The 16,028-nt window shown below is 70.9% G+C and carries 16 protein-coding genes; 6 read left to right on the forward strand and 10 right to left on the reverse strand.

Features of this window, described 5'->3' with window-relative positions; all coding sequences use genetic code 11:
- Positions 1 to 116: 116 nt before the first annotated feature.
- Positions 117 to 1,406 (reverse strand): adenylosuccinate synthase, encoded by a 1,290-nt coding sequence (locus O7624_RS14980; protein WP_282240449.1) that lies wholly within the window; start codon positions 1,404 to 1,406, stop codon positions 117 to 119.
- Positions 1,407 to 1,531: 125 nt separating this feature from the next.
- On the opposite strand from O7624_RS14980, the gene O7624_RS14985 reads away from it, so the two are divergent.
- Both O7624_RS14985 and O7624_RS14990 read left to right on the forward strand, forming a co-directional pair.
- On the forward strand, positions 1,532 to 2,530 hold the full coding sequence (locus O7624_RS14985) for a hypothetical protein (protein ID WP_282240450.1): 999 nt from the start codon (positions 1,532 to 1,534) through the stop codon (positions 2,528 to 2,530).
- Positions 2,531 to 2,606: 76 nt separating this feature from the next.
- Positions 2,607 to 4,685: a chromosome partitioning protein gene (locus O7624_RS14990; protein WP_282240451.1), complete on the forward strand. Its 2,079-nt coding sequence runs from the start codon at positions 2,607 to 2,609 to the stop codon at positions 4,683 to 4,685.
- A gap of 57 nt (positions 4,686 to 4,742) precedes the next feature.
- Here the strand turns inward: O7624_RS14990 and O7624_RS14995 are convergent, their stop codons facing one another.
- Entirely contained in the window at positions 4,743 to 5,171 is a 429-nt protein-coding gene (locus O7624_RS14995) for a DUF3151 domain-containing protein (protein WP_093403779.1), read from the reverse strand.
- 251 nt (positions 5,172 to 5,422) lie between these two features.
- On the opposite strand from O7624_RS14995, the gene O7624_RS15000 reads away from it, so the two are divergent.
- Positions 5,423 to 6,670, forward strand: a complete 1,248-nt coding sequence (locus O7624_RS15000) for a hypothetical protein (protein WP_282240452.1) — start codon at positions 5,423 to 5,425, stop codon at positions 6,668 to 6,670.
- A gap of 84 nt (positions 6,671 to 6,754) precedes the next feature.
- Here O7624_RS15000 and fbaA read toward each other — a convergent pair whose 3' ends face one another.
- Positions 6,755 to 7,780 (reverse strand): class II fructose-bisphosphate aldolase, encoded by a 1,026-nt coding sequence (gene fbaA, locus O7624_RS15005; RefSeq protein WP_093403777.1) that lies wholly within the window; start codon positions 7,778 to 7,780, stop codon positions 6,755 to 6,757.
- Between the two features lie 190 nt (positions 7,781 to 7,970).
- Positions 7,971 to 8,354 carry a phage holin family protein gene (locus O7624_RS15010; protein WP_282240453.1) on the reverse strand — a complete coding sequence of 128 codons (384 nt, stop codon included), beginning with the start codon at positions 8,352 to 8,354 and terminating at the stop codon, positions 7,971 to 7,973.
- Between the two features lie 185 nt (positions 8,355 to 8,539).
- Here O7624_RS15010 and O7624_RS15015 point away from each other — a divergent pair, with 185 nt between their 5' ends.
- From O7624_RS15015 to O7624_RS15025, 3 genes are all read left to right on the forward strand, one after another.
- Positions 8,540 to 8,752, forward strand: coding sequence for a hypothetical protein (locus O7624_RS15015; RefSeq protein WP_093403775.1), 213 nt, complete (start codon positions 8,540 to 8,542; stop codon positions 8,750 to 8,752).
- A 113-nt stretch (positions 8,753 to 8,865) separates the two neighbouring features.
- Positions 8,866 to 10,443 (forward strand): LPXTG cell wall anchor domain-containing protein, encoded by a 1,578-nt coding sequence (locus O7624_RS15020; RefSeq protein ID WP_282240454.1) that lies wholly within the window; start codon positions 8,866 to 8,868, stop codon positions 10,441 to 10,443.
- A gap of 236 nt (positions 10,444 to 10,679) precedes the next feature.
- On the forward strand, positions 10,680 to 11,615 hold the full coding sequence (locus tag O7624_RS15025; protein WP_170863412.1) for a DUF368 domain-containing protein: 936 nt from the start codon (positions 10,680 to 10,682) through the stop codon (positions 11,613 to 11,615).
- Positions 11,616 to 11,667: 52 nt separating this feature from the next.
- Here O7624_RS15025 and O7624_RS15030 read toward each other — a convergent pair whose 3' ends face one another.
- From O7624_RS15030 to O7624_RS15055, 6 genes are all read right to left on the reverse strand, one after another.
- Complete coding sequence (locus tag O7624_RS15030) at positions 11,668 to 12,045, reverse strand: metalloregulator ArsR/SmtB family transcription factor (RefSeq protein ID WP_007073957.1); 378 nt, start codon at positions 12,043 to 12,045, stop codon at positions 11,668 to 11,670.
- A 57-nt stretch (positions 12,046 to 12,102) separates the two neighbouring features.
- The gene (gene pyrE, locus O7624_RS15035; protein WP_210938365.1) at positions 12,103 to 12,633 is read right to left on the reverse strand and encodes an orotate phosphoribosyltransferase; all 531 of its coding nucleotides are present in this window, start codon (positions 12,631 to 12,633) and stop codon (positions 12,103 to 12,105) included.
- Positions 12,634 to 12,800: 167 nt separating this feature from the next.
- On the reverse strand, positions 12,801 to 13,616 hold the full coding sequence (locus tag O7624_RS15040) for an SDR family oxidoreductase (protein ID WP_282240455.1): 816 nt from the start codon (positions 13,614 to 13,616) through the stop codon (positions 12,801 to 12,803).
- On the reverse strand, positions 13,616 to 14,314 hold the full coding sequence (locus O7624_RS15045) for a hypothetical protein (RefSeq protein WP_282240456.1): 699 nt from the start codon (positions 14,312 to 14,314) through the stop codon (positions 13,616 to 13,618). The genes O7624_RS15040 and O7624_RS15045 overlap by 1 nt, the downstream gene beginning before the upstream one ends.
- Positions 14,315 to 14,469: 155 nt before the next feature.
- Positions 14,470 to 15,294, reverse strand: coding sequence for a hypothetical protein (locus O7624_RS15050; protein WP_282240457.1), 825 nt, complete (start codon positions 15,292 to 15,294; stop codon positions 14,470 to 14,472).
- A gap of 131 nt (positions 15,295 to 15,425) precedes the next feature.
- Positions 15,426 to 16,028: a DUF4178 domain-containing protein gene (locus O7624_RS15055; protein WP_093403766.1), complete on the reverse strand. Its 603-nt coding sequence runs from the start codon at positions 16,026 to 16,028 to the stop codon at positions 15,426 to 15,428.

The following is a 16,028-nucleotide window of genomic DNA, read 5'->3' on the forward strand; positions in this document are numbered from 1 at the left end:
GAACCCCTTCGCCGCGTTGATCAAGAAGTTTGCGTCGGGCCAGCGCTCGATCCCAGACCAAAACTTCTTGATCAACGCGGGGGTACGCGGGGGTGGGTGGGGGTGGGGGTGGGGGTTTAGGGGAGGAGGGGGTGGCGGGTTACGTTTTCTTCGCGGCCGGGGCCTACGCCTACGACGCTCACCCGGGTTCCGGTGAGTTCCTCGATGCGGGCGATGTAGCGGCGGGCGTTCTCAGGGAGGTCATCCTCCGTACGCGCCTTGGTGATGTCTTCCCACCAGCCGGGGTGCTCCTCGTAGATCGGCACGGCGTGGTGGAAGTCGGTCTGGGTCATCGGCATGTCGTCGACCCGCTTGCCGTTGATCTCGTAGCCGACGCAGATCGGAACCGTGGGCAGGCCGGTGAGCACGTCCAGCTTGGTGATCACCAGGTCGGTGACGCCGTTGAGGCGGCAGGCGTACCGGGCGACGACCGCGTCGAACCAGCCGCACCGACGTTCCCGACCGGTGGTGGTGCCGTACTCGTGGCCGACCTTCCGCAGGTGCTGACCGTTGTCGTCGAACAGCTCGGTCGGGAACGGTCCGGAACCGACCCGCGTGGTGTACGCCTTGCTCACCGCGATCACCTTCGTGATCGCAGTCGGCGGGATGCCGGTGCCCACGCACGCCCCACCAGCCGTCGGGTTCGACGAGGTGACGAAGGGGTACGTGCCGTGGTCCATGTCGAGCATGGTGGCCTGGGCACCCTCCAACAGGACGGTGTCCCCACGGTCCAGCGCGTCCCAGAGCATCGCCCGGGTCTCCGCGATGTACGGCCGCAGCCGCTCCGCGTACTCGAGGTATTCCTCGATGGTGCCGTCGACGTCGATCGCCTTGCGGTTGTAGACCTTGAACAGCACCTGGTTCTTCTCGCGCAACGCGAGTTCCAGCTTCTTGCGCAGGATGCCCGGGTCGAGCAGGTCCTGCACCCGGATGCCCATCCGGGCCACCTTGTCGCCGTACGCGGGCCCGATGCCCCGGCCGGTGGTGCCGATCCGCGAGCTGCCCAGGTATCGCTCGACCACTCGGTCCAGCGCCCGGTGGTGCGGCATGATCAGGTGCGCGTCGCCGGAGATCCGCAGCCGGGACACGTCCACGCCCCGCTCGGCCAAGCCGTCGATCTCGCTGAGCAGCACCTTCGGATCGACCACCACGCCGTTGCCGATGACGATCACGGCGTTCGGGGAGAGCGCACCCGACGGCATCAGGTGCAGCGCGTACTTCTGCCCGTCCGGGGTGATCACCGTGTGACCGGCGTTGTTGCCGCCCGAGAAGCGGACGACGTAGTCGACCCGCTCACCCAGCTGGTCGGTAACCTTGCCCTTGCCCTCGTCGCCCCACTGGGCGCCGAGGAGCACGATCGCTGGCATCTTCTCGCCTCCAGAAGGCTCGGGTGCCAGATGGCGACCGGTCAGCGAGCCCGGGGTGTCAGGCTAACAAGTAGTGACGGCACGACCGGCAGGGGTCGCGTCGGGGACAGCAGGAGGAGCTACCCGTGTACGACGTGGTGCTGCTCACCCTGGGCTCGGAGCGGGACGCTCCAGGAGCCGGGTGCGGCAGCGGCGGAGCCTGCTGCGGCGGTGGCACCGACGCCGCCGAGGGTCGCGAGGAACGCTGCGAGACGCCGCGCGTACCGGTGCTGACCTGCTCCGATGCGTTGACGGCCCGAGGTGCCCGGGTCGAGACGGTGACCGCCCGCTCGGACGCGGAGATCGACGAAGTATTGGCCCGACTGGACGGGCCACCGCGAGCGGACGGCCTCACCTGGCCGGATGGCGATGCCAAGACGCGGCTCGTGGTCGCGGTGGCCGGTGACGCACAGTTGCGCGCCGTGCTCCGCCGCATGGTCCGGCGGTACGCGCCGCCGCCGAGTCGCCGCCCGACCGACCTGGCCGGCAACCGGACCGTGCCGGATCTGCCAGCGGTCGGCATACTGCCGCTCGACCCGGCGCGCAGCACCACGCACCGCGACCTCGCCGCGCAGCTCGGGTTGGCCCGCGATCCGGCGGCGGTGGCTGCCGCGGTGCTGGACGGTTCGCCGCGCCGGCTCGACCTGCTGCGGCATGACGGTGGCTCGGTGACGTTGGACGGCGCACTGCTCGGTGCCGCCGGTGAGGATGGCACCCCACTGCCCTGGCGCGGCCGGGTGGAGGTGGACGACACCGTGCTGTCGAACGGCGAAGAACCGCTGCTCGCCTGCGCGATCGGCAACGCGGGCGGCTACGCCCGGCTCGACGACGTGGCGCTGCTGGCCGGGCCCGACCCGACCGACGGGCTGGTGGAGGTGGCGGTGGCCGTACCGGTGGTCACCCGGTCGCGGTGGGGTCGCCGCCGGGTACGCCTGGAGGTCCGGCGGGCCCGGGGCCGGGCCGCGTCGGTGCTGCCCCGGGACGATGCGGCGCTGCCGTACCTGGACGATGGCGTGGCGGGGCAGCTGACGCGCAAGCGGTCCTGGTGGACCGAGCCGGGTGCCTGGGCGGTCTGGACGGCCTGACCTGACCCGGCCGGCGCAGCGGAGGCCGGGGTCGGCCGCTGGGCCTATCCTCGTCAGGAGGAATGGGGAGGACACCGTGGTGGACGACAACGCCGACCGGGTGCACGTGCCCGGCCAGCATGGCATGCCGGAACGGGACATCGAACCACTCTGGCCGCCGGAGCAGATCGACGGCTTCGGCGCACCCACGTGGGGTGCCCCGCCGCCGGTGCCGCCCACCGTGCCGCCTCCGCCCGGGCAGCCGTCGCCCGCACAACCGACCAGCCGGCCTCCGGTCGCGCAACCGACCGATCCGCCCCAGGTCGCCGGACCGGCCTATCCGCCCCAGGTCGCGGGACCGGCCTATCCGCCCACGACGGCGGGGCCGCAGCACGTGTCCGGACGGCCGACGCACGCACCCGGTGCACCTCCCTCACCTGCGGACTATCCGTCGTTGACAAACGGCGCGCCGACCGCCACCGGCTGGGAGCCGGCACCGCAACCCGGGCCCGGCCAGGTCGACCTGGACCTGCCCTTCACCCTGGACCGACCCACTGCCGTCACACCCACCCGCGACGGTGGGCCGACCGAATCGGGTGCCCAGGATCCGTCAGACGACGCGATGACCGTGGCCGACACCCGTGTCGACGACGACGCGGCTCCGCAAGTGGCCCGACCGCAAGCGGAGCCGGTAGGCCGACCGCAGACGGAATCGCCGTGGGCACATCCACCACAGCGGTCCGGATCCGAGTCGGTCGCGTCCGCCGAGACCTCTGCCGGCGCGCCCCGCCCCACCTGGGCCGGACCGGCCCAGCCGCTGCCACCGATTCCGCAGCCGCTGCCGGCGACGCCTCAGCAACCCGGCCCGTACCCTTTCGTCGCGCCGCCGACCGCCCAGCACGGCAGCGCCCCGGTGCCGCAACCCGGTGCTCCCCTGCCGCCGGTGCCCTCCGATGCCGGTGTGCCCTCCGATGCCGGTGTGCCGGCCGCGCCGCCGCCCTCCGGTCCGCAACCGGCGGACGTCGGGCCCGACGCGCTGCCGCCTCCCGAGCCGCTGACCCCGCCGTCGTACGCGCCGGCGCCACCCGGTCCGTTTCCGCCGCAGCCGGCGTGGAGCCCCGCGCCCTGGCAGCAGGGTGGGACGCCGCCGATGGCACCGCCGGCACCCCAGCAGCCCTACCCGCAGACGAACACCGCATCGCGGGTGCCGTCGGCGTACTCGGAGCCGGCCTGGAACCCGGAGGTCGGTGCCGCGCCCACCGCCGAGGACTTCGCCCGCCGTCGGCAGGTGCGTCCCGCCGACCCGGTCGCGACGACCGGGCTCCGCGCCGTGGTCAACAAGACGGGCCTGGTGAAGCTCCCGCCGGGGCGGCACGAGCTGGAACGCAAGCGGGACATCGAGATGGTGCGCCGCAACTTCGGCGGGCTGCGGCAGGTCACCGTGGTCAACCCGAAGGGCGGCGCCGGCAAGACCGTCGCCATCCTGCTGCTCGCGATGACCTTTGGTCAGAATCGCGGTGGATACGTGCTGGCCTGGGACAACAACGAGACCCAGGGCACCCTCGGCATGCGGGCCCAGCAGGATTTCCATTCGCGTACGGTGCGGGACCTGCTGCGGGATCTCGGCCAGTTCCACGGCGCGCAGGGTCGGGTCGGCGACCTGTCCCAGTACGTCCGCTCGCAGGGGGAGGGGATGTTCGACGTGCTCGCCTCCGACGAGTCGGCCACCGGCGGTGAAATGCTCACCGCTTCCGCCTTTGGCGAGATCCGCGAGGTGGTCAGCCGGTTCTACAAGTTGATCTTCGTGGACACCGGGAACAACGTCCGGGCGCAGAACTGGCAGGCCGCCATGGATGCCACCGACCAGCTGGTGGTCACCATGTCCGCCCGGAACGACTCCGCCGAGACAGCCGCCCGGATGCTCGACCACCTGGAACAGAGCGGGCGGCAACGGCTGGTCCGGCAGGCGGTCACCGTGGTCTCCATGCCACCGTCCCGCAAGGAGATCGACCTGCCCGCCATCCAGGAACATTTCGCCGCCCGTACCCGGGCGGTGCTGCTGGCCCCGTACGAGCGACTCATCGACACCGGCGAACCGCTGCGATACGCGCAGCTCTCGACGGCCACTCGGGACGCCTGGCTCAAGATCGCCGCCTCGGTGGCCGAGGGCCTGTAAGTTGCTGTCGACGCGCTGCCGACCCGGGCGTACCCGGGCCGGCGACAGCGCACCGGGTCAGTTGCTGGCCAGCGCGTCGGCGGCGGCCGGATCGCAGTCGCGGAGGAACTGGGCGCAGCGGGCCGCCTCGTCCGCCTCGGCGATCGCGTCGGCAGCCCGGGACAGCACGTAGAGGCAGCGCAGGAAGCCACGGTTCGGCTCGTGCGACCACGGCACCGGCCCGTGCCCCTTCCAGCCGCTGCGTCGCAGCTGGTCCAGACCCCGGTGGTAGCCGGTACGGGCGTACGCGTACGCCGGCACGACCTGGCCCTGCGCGAACGCCCGGGCGGCGAGCGCCGCCCACGCCGCGCTGTGCGTCGGGTACCGGGCCGCCACCTCGGCGAACGCCTCGTCACTGCCGGCCTGCTCGGCCGCGGCCAGCGCGGAGTCGGCCTCGACGTGCGCGGGCAGGAGCGTGGCGGGCGGCTCAGGTAGGAGGTTCTGCATCGCCCCATTCAACCCGCTTCGCACGGCGGCCCGCGAGGGGGTCCGGTCAGCCGGTCGGCTGAACGGCCGAGAGGTCGGTCACGCCTGCGGCCCATGCCGCCGTCGGATCGGATCCACTACAACTATGGATCCGGAGCCTCCCCAGGAACCGGAAGTGCGGGAGCCCGGCCAGGCCGCCGGGCTCCCGTCTCGTCAGCGGGTCGTCCCGGGGTCACGTTCACGGCGTTGCGCCGGCCCGGCAGGATGACCCGATGCCGACTCCACCTCCCGCGGACGTCATCGAGCCGCACACCTGGACGGACGAGATCCAGACCCGGGCGGAGTTCGACCGGCGCCTGGCCACCGGCAGCCTGGTCGGGCTCACCGTGCAGGGCCTCCGGCTGGACCTGGAGCCGGTCCCCGACCTGGCCGGGGTCGAGGTGGCCGGCACGCTCTTCGTCGGCTGCCGCTTCGCCTCCCGGCAGGTCGGAGCCGACCTGGTCCGGCGGGGCGCGAACGTGGTGCCGCCGTTCTCCGGGCTGCCGTACCCGACCCAGCCGTCCCACCTCTACACCCCGGAGGAACTCGCCGCCGGCTTCGCCGAGGGCGGCTTCGCGGCGATGTACGACACCCGGGTGTACGCGCACTTCCGCGCGCACGGTGGCGCGTTACCCGATGTCCGGGAGGCGCTCGGCCAGCGGCTGCACGACCACGGGGTGGACAACGCGCTCGCCGACGCCACCCGTGCCTGGCTGACCACCCACGGGCCGCAGTCGGTGGTCGGGGTGATGGGCGGACACGCGGTCCGCCGCGGCAGTGAGCCGTACCGGATGGCCGCGGTGCTCGGCCGGGAGCTCGCACGGGCACACCGGTTGGTGGTCACCGGTGGGGGGCCGGGCGTGATGGAGGCGGCCAACCTGGGTGCGTACCTGTCGACCCGGCCGGCGGAGGACCTCAATGCGGCCATCGACCTGCTCGCCACCGCGCCGGACTACACCGACCACGACCGCTACACGGCGGCGGCGCTGCGGGTACGGGAACTCTTCGGCCGGTCGGTCACGCCGCCGCTGAACGGCACCGAGCCGATGACCGCCTATCAGGCGGACTCGGCCGCGCTGACCACCGGTGATCTGGACTGGGCGGGCTGCGGCGGCCTCGCCGTGCCGACCTGGCTGTACGGGCACGAGCCGGCGAACCTGTTCGCGGGCCGGATCGCCAAGTACTTCTCCAACGCCATCCGGGAGGACACCATCCTGCGGCTGGCCCGGGGTGGCATCGTCTTCGCCCCCGGCCGGGCAGGCACCGTGCAGGAGGTGTTCCAGGCGGCCACCAAGACCTACTACGGCACCGACGGAGCCAGTGGCGCGTACGTCTTCCTGGATCGCGCGTACTGGACGACGGAGCTGCCGGTCGAGTCCTTGCTGCGACCGCTGCTGGCCGCCTCCCCCTTCGGTGACCTCTCGAACACGGTGCACCTGACCGACGACGTCCACGAGGCCGCGCGCCTGCTGACGAGGTGAGGACGGACGCTCGTGCGGGTGCAACAACGGCACGGCGGCCGGCCCCGAGTCGGGGTCGGCCGCCGTCCGGGCGACGTCAGTTCGTCACTTGGTCATCGTGGTGCCGGTGGAGCGCAGGTGCTCGCAGGCCTCCGCCACGCGGGTGGCCATGCCCGCCTCGGCGGCCTTGCCCCACACCCGCGGGTCGTACATCTTCTTGTTGCCGACCTCGCCGTCGACCTTGAGCACGCCGTCGTAGTTGCGGAGCATGTGGTCCGCCGCCGGACGCGTGAAGGCGTACTGGGTGTCGGTGTCGATGTTCATCTTCACCACGCCGTAGTCGAGCGCCTCGCGGATCTCCGAGAGCAGCGACCCGGAGCCGCCGTGGAAGACCAGGCTGAGCGGCTTGTCCTTGCCGTACTTGGCGCCGACCGCCTCCTGGATCTGGTTGAGGATCTCCGGGCGGAGCTTGACGTTGCCCGGCTTGTAGACGCCGTGCACGTTGCCGAAGGTCAGCGCCGCCATGTAGCGGCCCTTCTCGCCCAGGCCGAGCGCCTCGACCATGGCCAGGCCGTCCTCGACGGTGGTGTAGAGCTTGTCGTTGATGGCGTTCTCGACGCCGTCCTCCTCGCCGCCGACGACGCCGACCTCGATCTCCAGGACGATCTTGCCCTTGGCCGCCTCGTCGAGCAGCTGGGCCGCGATCTCCAGGTTCTCCGCCACCGGCACGGCCGAACCGTCCCACATGTGCGACTGGTACAGCGGCTCCTGGCCCGCCTTCACCCGCTCCTGGGAGATGGCCATCAGCGGCCGGACGAACTTGTCCAGCTTGTCCTTCGGGCAGTGGTCGGTGTGCAGGGCGATGTTGACCGGGTACTTCTTGGCCACCTCGTGCGCGTACGCGGCGAACGCCACCGCACCGGTGACCATGTCCTTGACCGAGGGGCCGGAAAGGTACTCCGCGCCACCGGTGGAGACCTGGATGATGCCGTCGCTCTCCGCGTCGGCGAAGCCCTTGAGCGCCGCGTTCAGCGTCTGCGAGGACGTCACGTTGATCGCCGGGTACGCGTACCGGCCGGCCTTGGCGCGGTCCAGCATCTCGGCGTAAGCCTCGGGGGAAGCGATGGGCATGTCGAACGCTCCTTACTTGCCGCTGTCGGCCGTACGGCCGCTGTTCTCCGTAGGGGCCCGGCCGTGCGGCCGCCTCTTCTACCTTGGGGGCCGGCCGTGCGGCCGCCAGTCCTACCGTGCTGCGCCGGACCGCGCTGTCCTCCGCGGGCAGTATCCCGTAGCGGCACCGGACCGGCACAACCGGGCCGGTTCACCGCCGGTCCGCTGGATCCGGTACGACGACGCTGATCAGCCAGGTGACCACCGCCATCACGATGGCCCCCCAGAAGGCCGCCCAGAAGCCGTCCACCTGAAACGGCAGTTCGAGCGCCCGGGCGATCCGGTCGGTCAGCAGGAACAACAGGGCGTTGACCACAAGCGCGAACAGGCCGAGGGTCAGCAGGTAGAAGACGCAGCCCACCACCTTGATGACCGGCTTGAGCACCGCGTTGACCAGGCCGAAGATCAGCGCCACGATGAGCAGGGTGAACGCCGTGTCGTAACCGGTCCGCCCGGTCACCTCGACACCGGGCACGATCAGCGTGGTGATCCACAGTGCGATGGCGGTCGCCGCCAGTCGGATGAGGAAGCCCACGGCACCATCCTGGCACCGGCGAGAGTCACCGGTGGGCCGATTCGGCCGACTCGGCTGCGACGACGGCGTACTCTCGGCGGCTCGGCACCGGCGTACGGCTCGGTGGCTCGGTGGTTCCCAGCGTGCCGCCGGCACACCCCGTACGGTGGGTGGGTACCAGACCGCCGACATCCCGGAGGCATCGAATGGGCCAGCCCGACGAGGACTTCGCCCCCGGCGACCACCTGAGCCCGGAGGAGCGCGACCTGGAGGCCGAGCCGGCCGACGCTGTCGAGCAGGCCGCCGTGGTCGACCCGAGCCAGGTCGACGTCGAGCCGCATCGCGGCCTGGAGGTCGACGACTGGGACGCCATGGAACAGGCCCGCGTGGTCGGTGCCGACGAGGACGACTACCGCTGATCAACCTTTCGGTCAGACCTCGCCCGGGACAGTCGATGCGGACAGCGGGAACCTTAGAGATTCCTTAGCATCCGGGGGCTTCACCTGCACCCCTCACGGGAGGACCCCCCTTCATGCTCACCCACTCCACCCGGCGCCGGCTGGCCGGGTTGGGCGTGGCCGGCGCGCTGATCGCGGCCGTCGCCACCCCTGCCACTCCCGCCTCGGCCGAGGAGTCCGAGATCTCGCTGGGCGTCTACTTCGGCGACACCACCATCGCCGCCGGCTCCCCCGGCAAGATCGACAGCCCGATCCTGTTCGCTTCCTCCACGGTGGTGGTACACGACCTCACCGTGCGCTACGACTTCACCGGGCTCGCGGGCAAGGCGACCGTGACGCCGGAGTACGACGCCGACTACTGCTCGACGCCCGAACCGAACGTCCTCGTCTGCACGGACCCGTTCGAGGTCGAGCTTTACGAGGGCGGTTTCGGTGGCCTCTACTCGGTGGTCATCGCACCCACCAAGGACGCCAAGGACGGCGACGAGGGCACCGTCAAGGTGAGCCTCGGTGCCACCGGCTACACGGCCGTGACCCACGAGGCGCGGGTGCGGATCGGCGAGGGCGTCGATCTGGCCGCCGGCCCCGAGACGGAGCACTCCGGCAAGCCGGGCTCGTCGTTCACCGTGCCGCTGCGGGTCGGCAACCCGGGCGAGACGGTCGCCAAGGGCGCCGTCGCCGTCTTCTACAACGACTACGGGATCCAGGCCGACAAGCAGTACGCCAACTGCACGTACGAGGGAAGTTGGCTGCGTACCTGCCACTTCGACCGCTCGCTGGAGCCGCGTACCAGCTACGTCGCCACTCTGCCGTACCGGATCGCCAAGGACGCGTTCGCGCCGGGCTTCGACTACGGCGAGATCCTGTGGCTGACTCCTGCCGAGTTCGAGGACTACGAGGCGTACGTGAAGAGCCGCGGGGCCACCATCGGCAAGCCGGGCACCGGCGGCGAACTGCTGCTGGACGAGGCCGGTCCGAGCATCGCAGCGCGTACCTTCCAGGCCGACACCCAGCCGGACAACAACTGGTCGAGCCTCGGGGTGACGGTCACCGGCAAGAACAGCACCGACCTTGAGGCGGTCGGCGACGAGGTCTCCGGCGCGAAGGGCGACGAGGTCGTCGCCACCGTCGGCTTCCGCAACAACGGCCCGGCCACCCTGGACTACGGCCGCTCCGGATCCTCGGTCACCAACATGCAGGTCGAAATTCCGAACGGCACCAGCGCGGTCAAGGTGCCCGACAACTGCTCCCCGGTCCGCGGCGAGAACGAGTGGGGCGAGCCGGGCGAGCCGGGTGCCAGTCTGTACCGCTGCTACACCAGCTGGTTCATCAAGGCCGGTGACGCGGAGACCATGGAGTTCGGGCTCCGGATCGACAAGGTCGTGCCGAACGCCACCGGCGAGGTCAAGGTCAACGTCGCCTGCCAGTGCGACGGTGGCTTCTACGCCGACTTGAAGCCGGCGAACGACGTCGCCAAGCTCGTCGTCAACCCGAGCGGCGGCCAGGGTGGCGACGGCGGCGGTGACGGCGGCGAGCTGCCGATCACCGGCGCCAACACCGTGCTGATCGCGGGCGTCGGCGGCGTGCTGCTCGCCGCCGGTGTGGCCGGCTTCGTGCTGGCCCGCCGCCGCCGTACCCACTTCACGGCGTAGCCCGCCCGGACGACAGCACCACCGGTGCCCCGCCGACCACCCTCGGCGGGGCACCGCCCTTTCCCCACCTCCCGCTGGCCACGAGTTGTTCGTCGCGATCCTGGCCTGCGAATCGGAGCCGGTCGACCGGCGGCTCTGACCTGGTCGGGCGGGTGACGCGGGCCCCGGTAGCCTGATTGACCGTGGCGGACGCCACACGGGGCCAGTGATCGAGCGATTCACGGAACGGAATCTTCATGGCATTGGGCGAACGGGTAGGCCATGTCCTGCGCGGCGCGGCCATCGGTGTGGCCGAGGCCGTGCCAGGGGTCAGCGGCGGGACGATCGCGCTGGTGACCGGCGTGTACGAGCGGGTCATCGCGTCCGCCGGGCATCTGGTGAACACGGTGCGGTACGCGGTGACCGACGTGCCGCGCGGGCGTGGGTGGACGCGGGCGGGGCACCAGCTACGGCAGGTGCACTGGGAGGTGGTGATCCCGCTGCTGATCGGCATGCTGCCCGGCCTGCTGATCGCGGCGAAGCTACTCGAACCGCTTCTGGTCGACCATCCGGAGCAGACCCGAGGACTCTTTCTCGGGCTGGTCCTCGCCTCGGTGCTGGTGCCGATCTCAATGGTCGGCAAGCCGTGGCGAGGGCTGGAGGTGCTCGCTCTGATCGTCGCCGCGGTGGCGGCGTTCGTACTGACCGGCCTGCCACAGGCCACCATCGAGCCGCATCCGCTGGTCGTACTGGTCGCGGCGGCGGTCGCGGTCTGCGCCCTGGTGCTGCCCGGGGTCTCCGGGTCGTTCCTGCTGCTCACCGTCGGCCTGTACGAGCCCACCATCAGCGCCGTCAACGACCGCGACTTCGGCTATCTGGCGATCTTCGCCACCGGCATGGTCATCGGCTTGGCGCTCTTCGTCAAGCTGCTCCAGTGGCTGCTTGAGCAGCACCGCCGGATGACTTTGGCGGTGATGGCCGGCGTCATCCTGGGTAGCCTGCGCGCGCTGTGGCCATGGCAGTCCGAAGACCGTGCCCTGTACGCCCCGGGCGACCACGTTCCGTCCATTGTGGCGCTGTTCCTGATCGGAGTCGCCGTGGTCACGGCAATGATCATCGCCGAGCGTCGCCGGCTGCGCCGGGCCGCCCGGGACCTCACCGAGGAGACGTACGAGACGCCGCGCGTCCACTGACGACCGCCGCTTGGTGGCGGCCCAGCTGGGCCGCCACCAAGCGGGTTCCGGTTCAGCGAGCCTTTTTGGTGGCCCGCTTACGCGGCGGGGTCAGTAGGTCGGCGATCGTGGCGATCGCGGTCGGGACCAACCGGTAGTAGGCCCACACACCGCGCTTCTCCCGCTCCAGCAACCCGGCCTCGGTGAGGATTCGGAGGTGGTGGCTGACCGTCGGCTGGGAGAGACCGAGCGGCGCGGTGAGGTCACACACGCACGCTTCTCCCTCGGGTGCCGACTGGATCAGGCTGAGCAGCCGCAGCCGAGCGGGGTCGGCAAGGGCCTTGAGGACCCCCGCCAGCCGCTCGGCGTCGGCGCGTTCGATCGGCTCGCCGGCAAGCGGCGAGATCTGAGGCATAGTCATTTCGGCCAACGCAGTTCCCACGTATTCCATCCTTCCACCAGCAGCATCGATCCGCCTGCATATCAGCAGATCCGAATCGGCAGACTTTTACGCCACAAGGCCGAGGTCAGCCAACGTATAGGCCGCCCGATAGGGCAATCCGGCGGCTCGCACCGCGTCGCCGGCACCACGATCAACGATAACCGCCACCCCCACGACCTCGGCCCCGGCCTCGCGAAGCGCTTCGACGGCGGTCAACACACTCCCCCCGGTGGTGGAGGTGTCCTCCACCGCCAGCACCCGGCGACCCGCCACATCGGGCCCCTCGATCCGACGTTGCAGCCCGTGCGCCTTGCCCGCCTTGCGGACCACGAACGCGTCCAACGGACGCCCGGCAGCGTGCAGCATCGCGAAGGCGATCGGGTCGGCCCCCAAGGTCAGACCGCCCACCGCGTCGTACGACCAGTCGGCGGTCAGCTCCCGCATCACCCGTCCCACCAACGGTGCCGCCTGGTTATGCAGCGTGACGCGACGCAGGTCCACATACCAGTCGGCCTCCCGCCCGGAGGAGAGCACCACCCGGCCATGGACCACAGCCAGGTCGGAGATGAATTTACGCAGGTCGTCGTGGTCCCCCATGGCGATAGAGGGTACTGCGCGAGTCTGTGTGCCGCGTGTGCGGGCCACCCTGGTCAACCCACCGGGGGACCGATGAGTGGCGATGTCCGGTTACGCTACGTCGATCATCGCGGGCGGATCGAGATATGCCTTCCTCCCCGCCACGCGGTCGGCCGCTCGGCCGTCGGTCAGCCGCGGTCGCGGCCGATGCGCCCACGGGTGTCCCGGGAGACCACGTCGAGCAGGCGACGCGGGGCGTGCCGCAGCCCCGCCACGGCCACTTTGTACTTCCACGACGGGACGCTCACCAACTTGCCTTTGCGCAGGTCACGCAGGGCCTCGTCGACCACATCGACGGCTTCGAGCCACATCCATTCGGGGGTTTTCGACATGTCGATGCCGGCTCGTTGGTGAAACTCCGTGCGGGTGTAGCCCGGGCAGAGCGCCATAACGCGTACGCCGAAGGGGCGGGCGGACTGCCCGACGGACTCGCTGAAGTTGGTTACCCACGCCTTGCTGGCCGAGTAGGTGGACCCGGACATCACCGCGCCGAAACCTGCCACCGAAGAGACATTAATCACTGCCCCGCTGTGCCGCTCGGTCATCGTGGCCAGCGCGGCGAGGGTCAGCCGAAGCACCGCATGGACGTTCAGCCGCAGCAGTCGGGTCTCGTCCTGGACGGACGACCGGAGGAAGGGCTTGTTCAGGCTGATGCCGGCGTTGTTGATCAGAAACTCGACGGGCGGCCCGTCGGCCAACCGTCGTTCCACCGCGGCGCAACCGTCGTCGGTGGACAGATCGGCGGTGAGGGTCTCGGTCTCCACGCCGTGCCGACCGGTCAACTCGGCGGCCTGGGCCGCCAGCCGGGTCGCGTCGCGGGCGACCAGCACCAGGTGCCATCCGTCGGAGGCGAGCCGGGCGGCGAACGCCGCCCCGATGCCCGCCGTCGCCCCGGTGATCAACGCCCATCGTTCGGTCGTCCGGTCGGGCGTCACGGGCGTCATCACCTCGGTGGGTTCGGGGGCGGCGGCGCCCCGGGCGGCGGGTAGGGCTGGTACGGCGGCTGGTACGGCGGTGCCGCCGGTGGCTGTCCGAATGGTGGTGTGGGTGGCTGGTCAGCGGACACCGTTCGCTGGGGTGCGGGCCGACGCCGGAACCAGGCGTTGGCCGCAGGCAGTGCCAGCAGCACGGCTACCACAAGGTAACCGAGCACCTGAGCGATCGAAAGGGTGGCGGTGAGCGGAATCCACCAGGACGGATAGGCGTCCGGCGTCCGGGCGAGCAACTCGGCGGTCGCCCGGTCGTCACCGAAATCCAGGGGCACAGCGCGCTGCACGATCAGGGTGGCGAGCCCACCACACCCGCAGCACATGCCCAACCCGGCGACCACCCAGGTCGCCACCCGGGCCGCCGGCCGGCGGGTGGCCAGCCCCAGGGCCAGGCCGACCAGAAGCAGAGCGGCGAGAACGCTCAGCACCGCCGACACCACGACCGAGGCACGCAACAGAGCCACCGCCGCGTCGACCTGACCGGGGTCGGCGTCGGCGTCGGCCGTTGCACGGAACCGGTCCACGGTGCCGCTTACCGACGCGAGCCCGATCACCGCGTACACGAACGCGCCGAGCGCCATCACCATCAGTGTCGACACGGCCAGCACGACCGCGGCCGGCCGGCGAGCCGGTGCCTGTTCGGGGTACGACACGACGAGTCCCTCCGGTAGGCGTTCGGAAAGCAACCTACTCGGAGGGACCGTCGCGGTCGTGTGTTACGCGGGTGTCGAAGACCTGGGGCAGGCCGAGGCAGAGTTCAGGCACCGGCCGGACAGAGACGTCGACACCCGCGCCAACCCACCGAAGTTCAGCCGGGGCGATCGGTGGGCGGCTGGGTACCGGGCTGCTCCGGGCCGTCCGACGGCGGGGTCTGCCCGCTCGGCTGGCCACCCTGGTCGCCGGCCGGTGGCTGGCCGCCGGTGGCCGGGTAGCCGGGCTCGCCCGGCTGCTGCGGGGTGCCCGGGTAACCCGGCTCGGCCGGGCTGGTGCCCGGGTAACCGGGGGCCTGCGGGTAGCCGGGCTGGCTCGGGTAGGCACCACCGGGCGTGGGCGGCTCCCACTGCTGGGTCGGCTTACGGAAGAACTCGTTCGCCTTCGGCAGCGCCAGCAGGATCAGCGCCGTCAACAGCGAGATCAGGCTGATCACGCCGAGCAGGATGTTGACCGGGGTGATCCAGCCCGGCAGCGCCTCCTCCAGTCGACGCTGGATCTCCTCGCCGCTGGGCATGTCGCCGCTGTTCTCGCCGGGCGCGCTGAAGTTACCGACGAAACCGCTGAGCAGGTTGAAGCCGGTGCAGCAGAAAAGGATGCCACCGACGATCCAGGTGGCGATCCGGGAGCCGTTCTTGCCGCGCAGGTTCATCAGCCCAAGGCCGAACAGCGCGAACGCCACCACCAGCAGGAAGATGGCGGTGCCGACGCCGATCACGACGGTGATGTCGGCGACGTTCTCCGCCCCCTCGACGGTGGAGTCGCGGTACGCCTCCTCCATGACCTCGCGGACGGTGCCGATGGTGGCCAGCGAGATGATCACGCTGATCAGCTGGCAGATCGCGAACAGCAACAGCAGGTAGGTGGATATCGTCACCACGCCCGGCCGCGTCCGGGCCGGCGTGTTCTGAGGATCGACCATCTTTCTCCCTTCCTGGAACGCGCTTCACCGTATCGGCAACAGGCCATTCCGGCACGGTGCGACGCCGAGCGGTGGGCACGTAACCGGCCACCCGGTCGACCGGGATCGATCGGACGGGCTGGTTTCCCGGCTCAGGACCCGTTCTGCGGGTGCACGGTCACCCCGTCGCTGCCCAGCCGTTCGCCACGGGCCATCGCCCAGCCCGCCTCCCCGTACGCCTCGAAGGTGAGCCTCGCTCCGCCCGGTGCACGGTAGTCGTGGTAGCGCATGGTGCCGCTCGGCGTCAGGTCGGTGGCTCCGGAGGCGGTGTACCGGGCCTGGCCGGACTCGTGCCAGCTGTAGCGCCGGCCGCCGGACTCCACCTCGGGCGCGCCCGGCGTCACTGTGGCGTCGCGCGGCACCGACTCCCACAGCACCAGTTCGAACCCGGGACTCTCCGCCACCGAGAGCCGACGCCGGCCGCCGTGCTCATCGCGGTCGTCGAGGAGGTGCTCGGCCCACCTCCACTCGCCCTCGACCAGGCGAATCGAGCCCCGCACCGAATAGGTGGCGTCACCGATCTCGACGATGTCCCCGACCTCGATCCGCCTCGGGTCACGTCGGTGCCCGTCGCCGTACCGCTCCTGCTTCCGACGTGCCGCTGCCGACCGGTCGCGCCACCAGCGCAGCGTCAGCCCGGCAACGACCACCCCGACCAGGCAACCGGCCGCCAGGTACGCCGTCGTCCCGTCCAT

This window comes from Verrucosispora sp. WMMD1129, assembly GCF_029581255.1.
GTDB classification, from domain to species: domain Bacteria; phylum Actinomycetota; class Actinomycetes; order Mycobacteriales; family Micromonosporaceae; genus Micromonospora; species Micromonospora sediminimaris.

Coding starts and splice junctions, on each gene's coding strand:
- O7624_RS14980 (WP_282240449.1), bottom strand. CDS start 1,406: ATGCCAGCGATCGTGCTCCTCGGCGCCCAGTGGGGCGACGAGGGCAAG.
- O7624_RS14995 (WP_093403779.1), bottom strand. CDS start 5,171: ATGCAGAACCTCCTACCTGAGCCGCCCGCCACGCTCCTGCCCGCGCAC.
- O7624_RS15000 (WP_282240452.1), top strand. CDS start 5,423: ATGCCGACTCCACCTCCCGCGGACGTCATCGAGCCGCACACCTGGACG.
- fbaA (WP_093403777.1), bottom strand. CDS start 7,780: ATGCCCATCGCTTCCCCCGAGGCTTACGCCGAGATGCTGGACCGCGCC.
- O7624_RS15015 (WP_093403775.1), top strand. CDS start 8,540: ATGGGCCAGCCCGACGAGGACTTCGCCCCCGGCGACCACCTGAGCCCG.
- O7624_RS15020 (WP_282240454.1), top strand. CDS start 8,866: ATGCTCACCCACTCCACCCGGCGCCGGCTGGCCGGGTTGGGCGTGGCC.
- O7624_RS15025 (WP_170863412.1), top strand. CDS start 10,680: ATGGCATTGGGCGAACGGGTAGGCCATGTCCTGCGCGGCGCGGCCATC.
- O7624_RS15030 (WP_007073957.1), bottom strand. CDS start 12,045: ATGGAATACGTGGGAACTGCGTTGGCCGAAATGACTATGCCTCAGATC.
- pyrE (WP_210938365.1), bottom strand. CDS start 12,633: ATGGGGGACCACGACGACCTGCGTAAATTCATCTCCGACCTGGCTGTG.
- O7624_RS15040 (WP_282240455.1), bottom strand. CDS start 13,616: ATGACGCCCGTGACGCCCGACCGGACGACCGAACGATGGGCGTTGATC.
- O7624_RS15050 (WP_282240457.1), bottom strand. CDS start 15,294: ATGGTCGATCCTCAGAACACGCCGGCCCGGACGCGGCCGGGCGTGGTG.
- O7624_RS15055 (WP_093403766.1), bottom strand. CDS start 16,028: ATGGACGGGACGACGGCGTACCTGGCGGCCGGTTGCCTGGTCGGGGTG.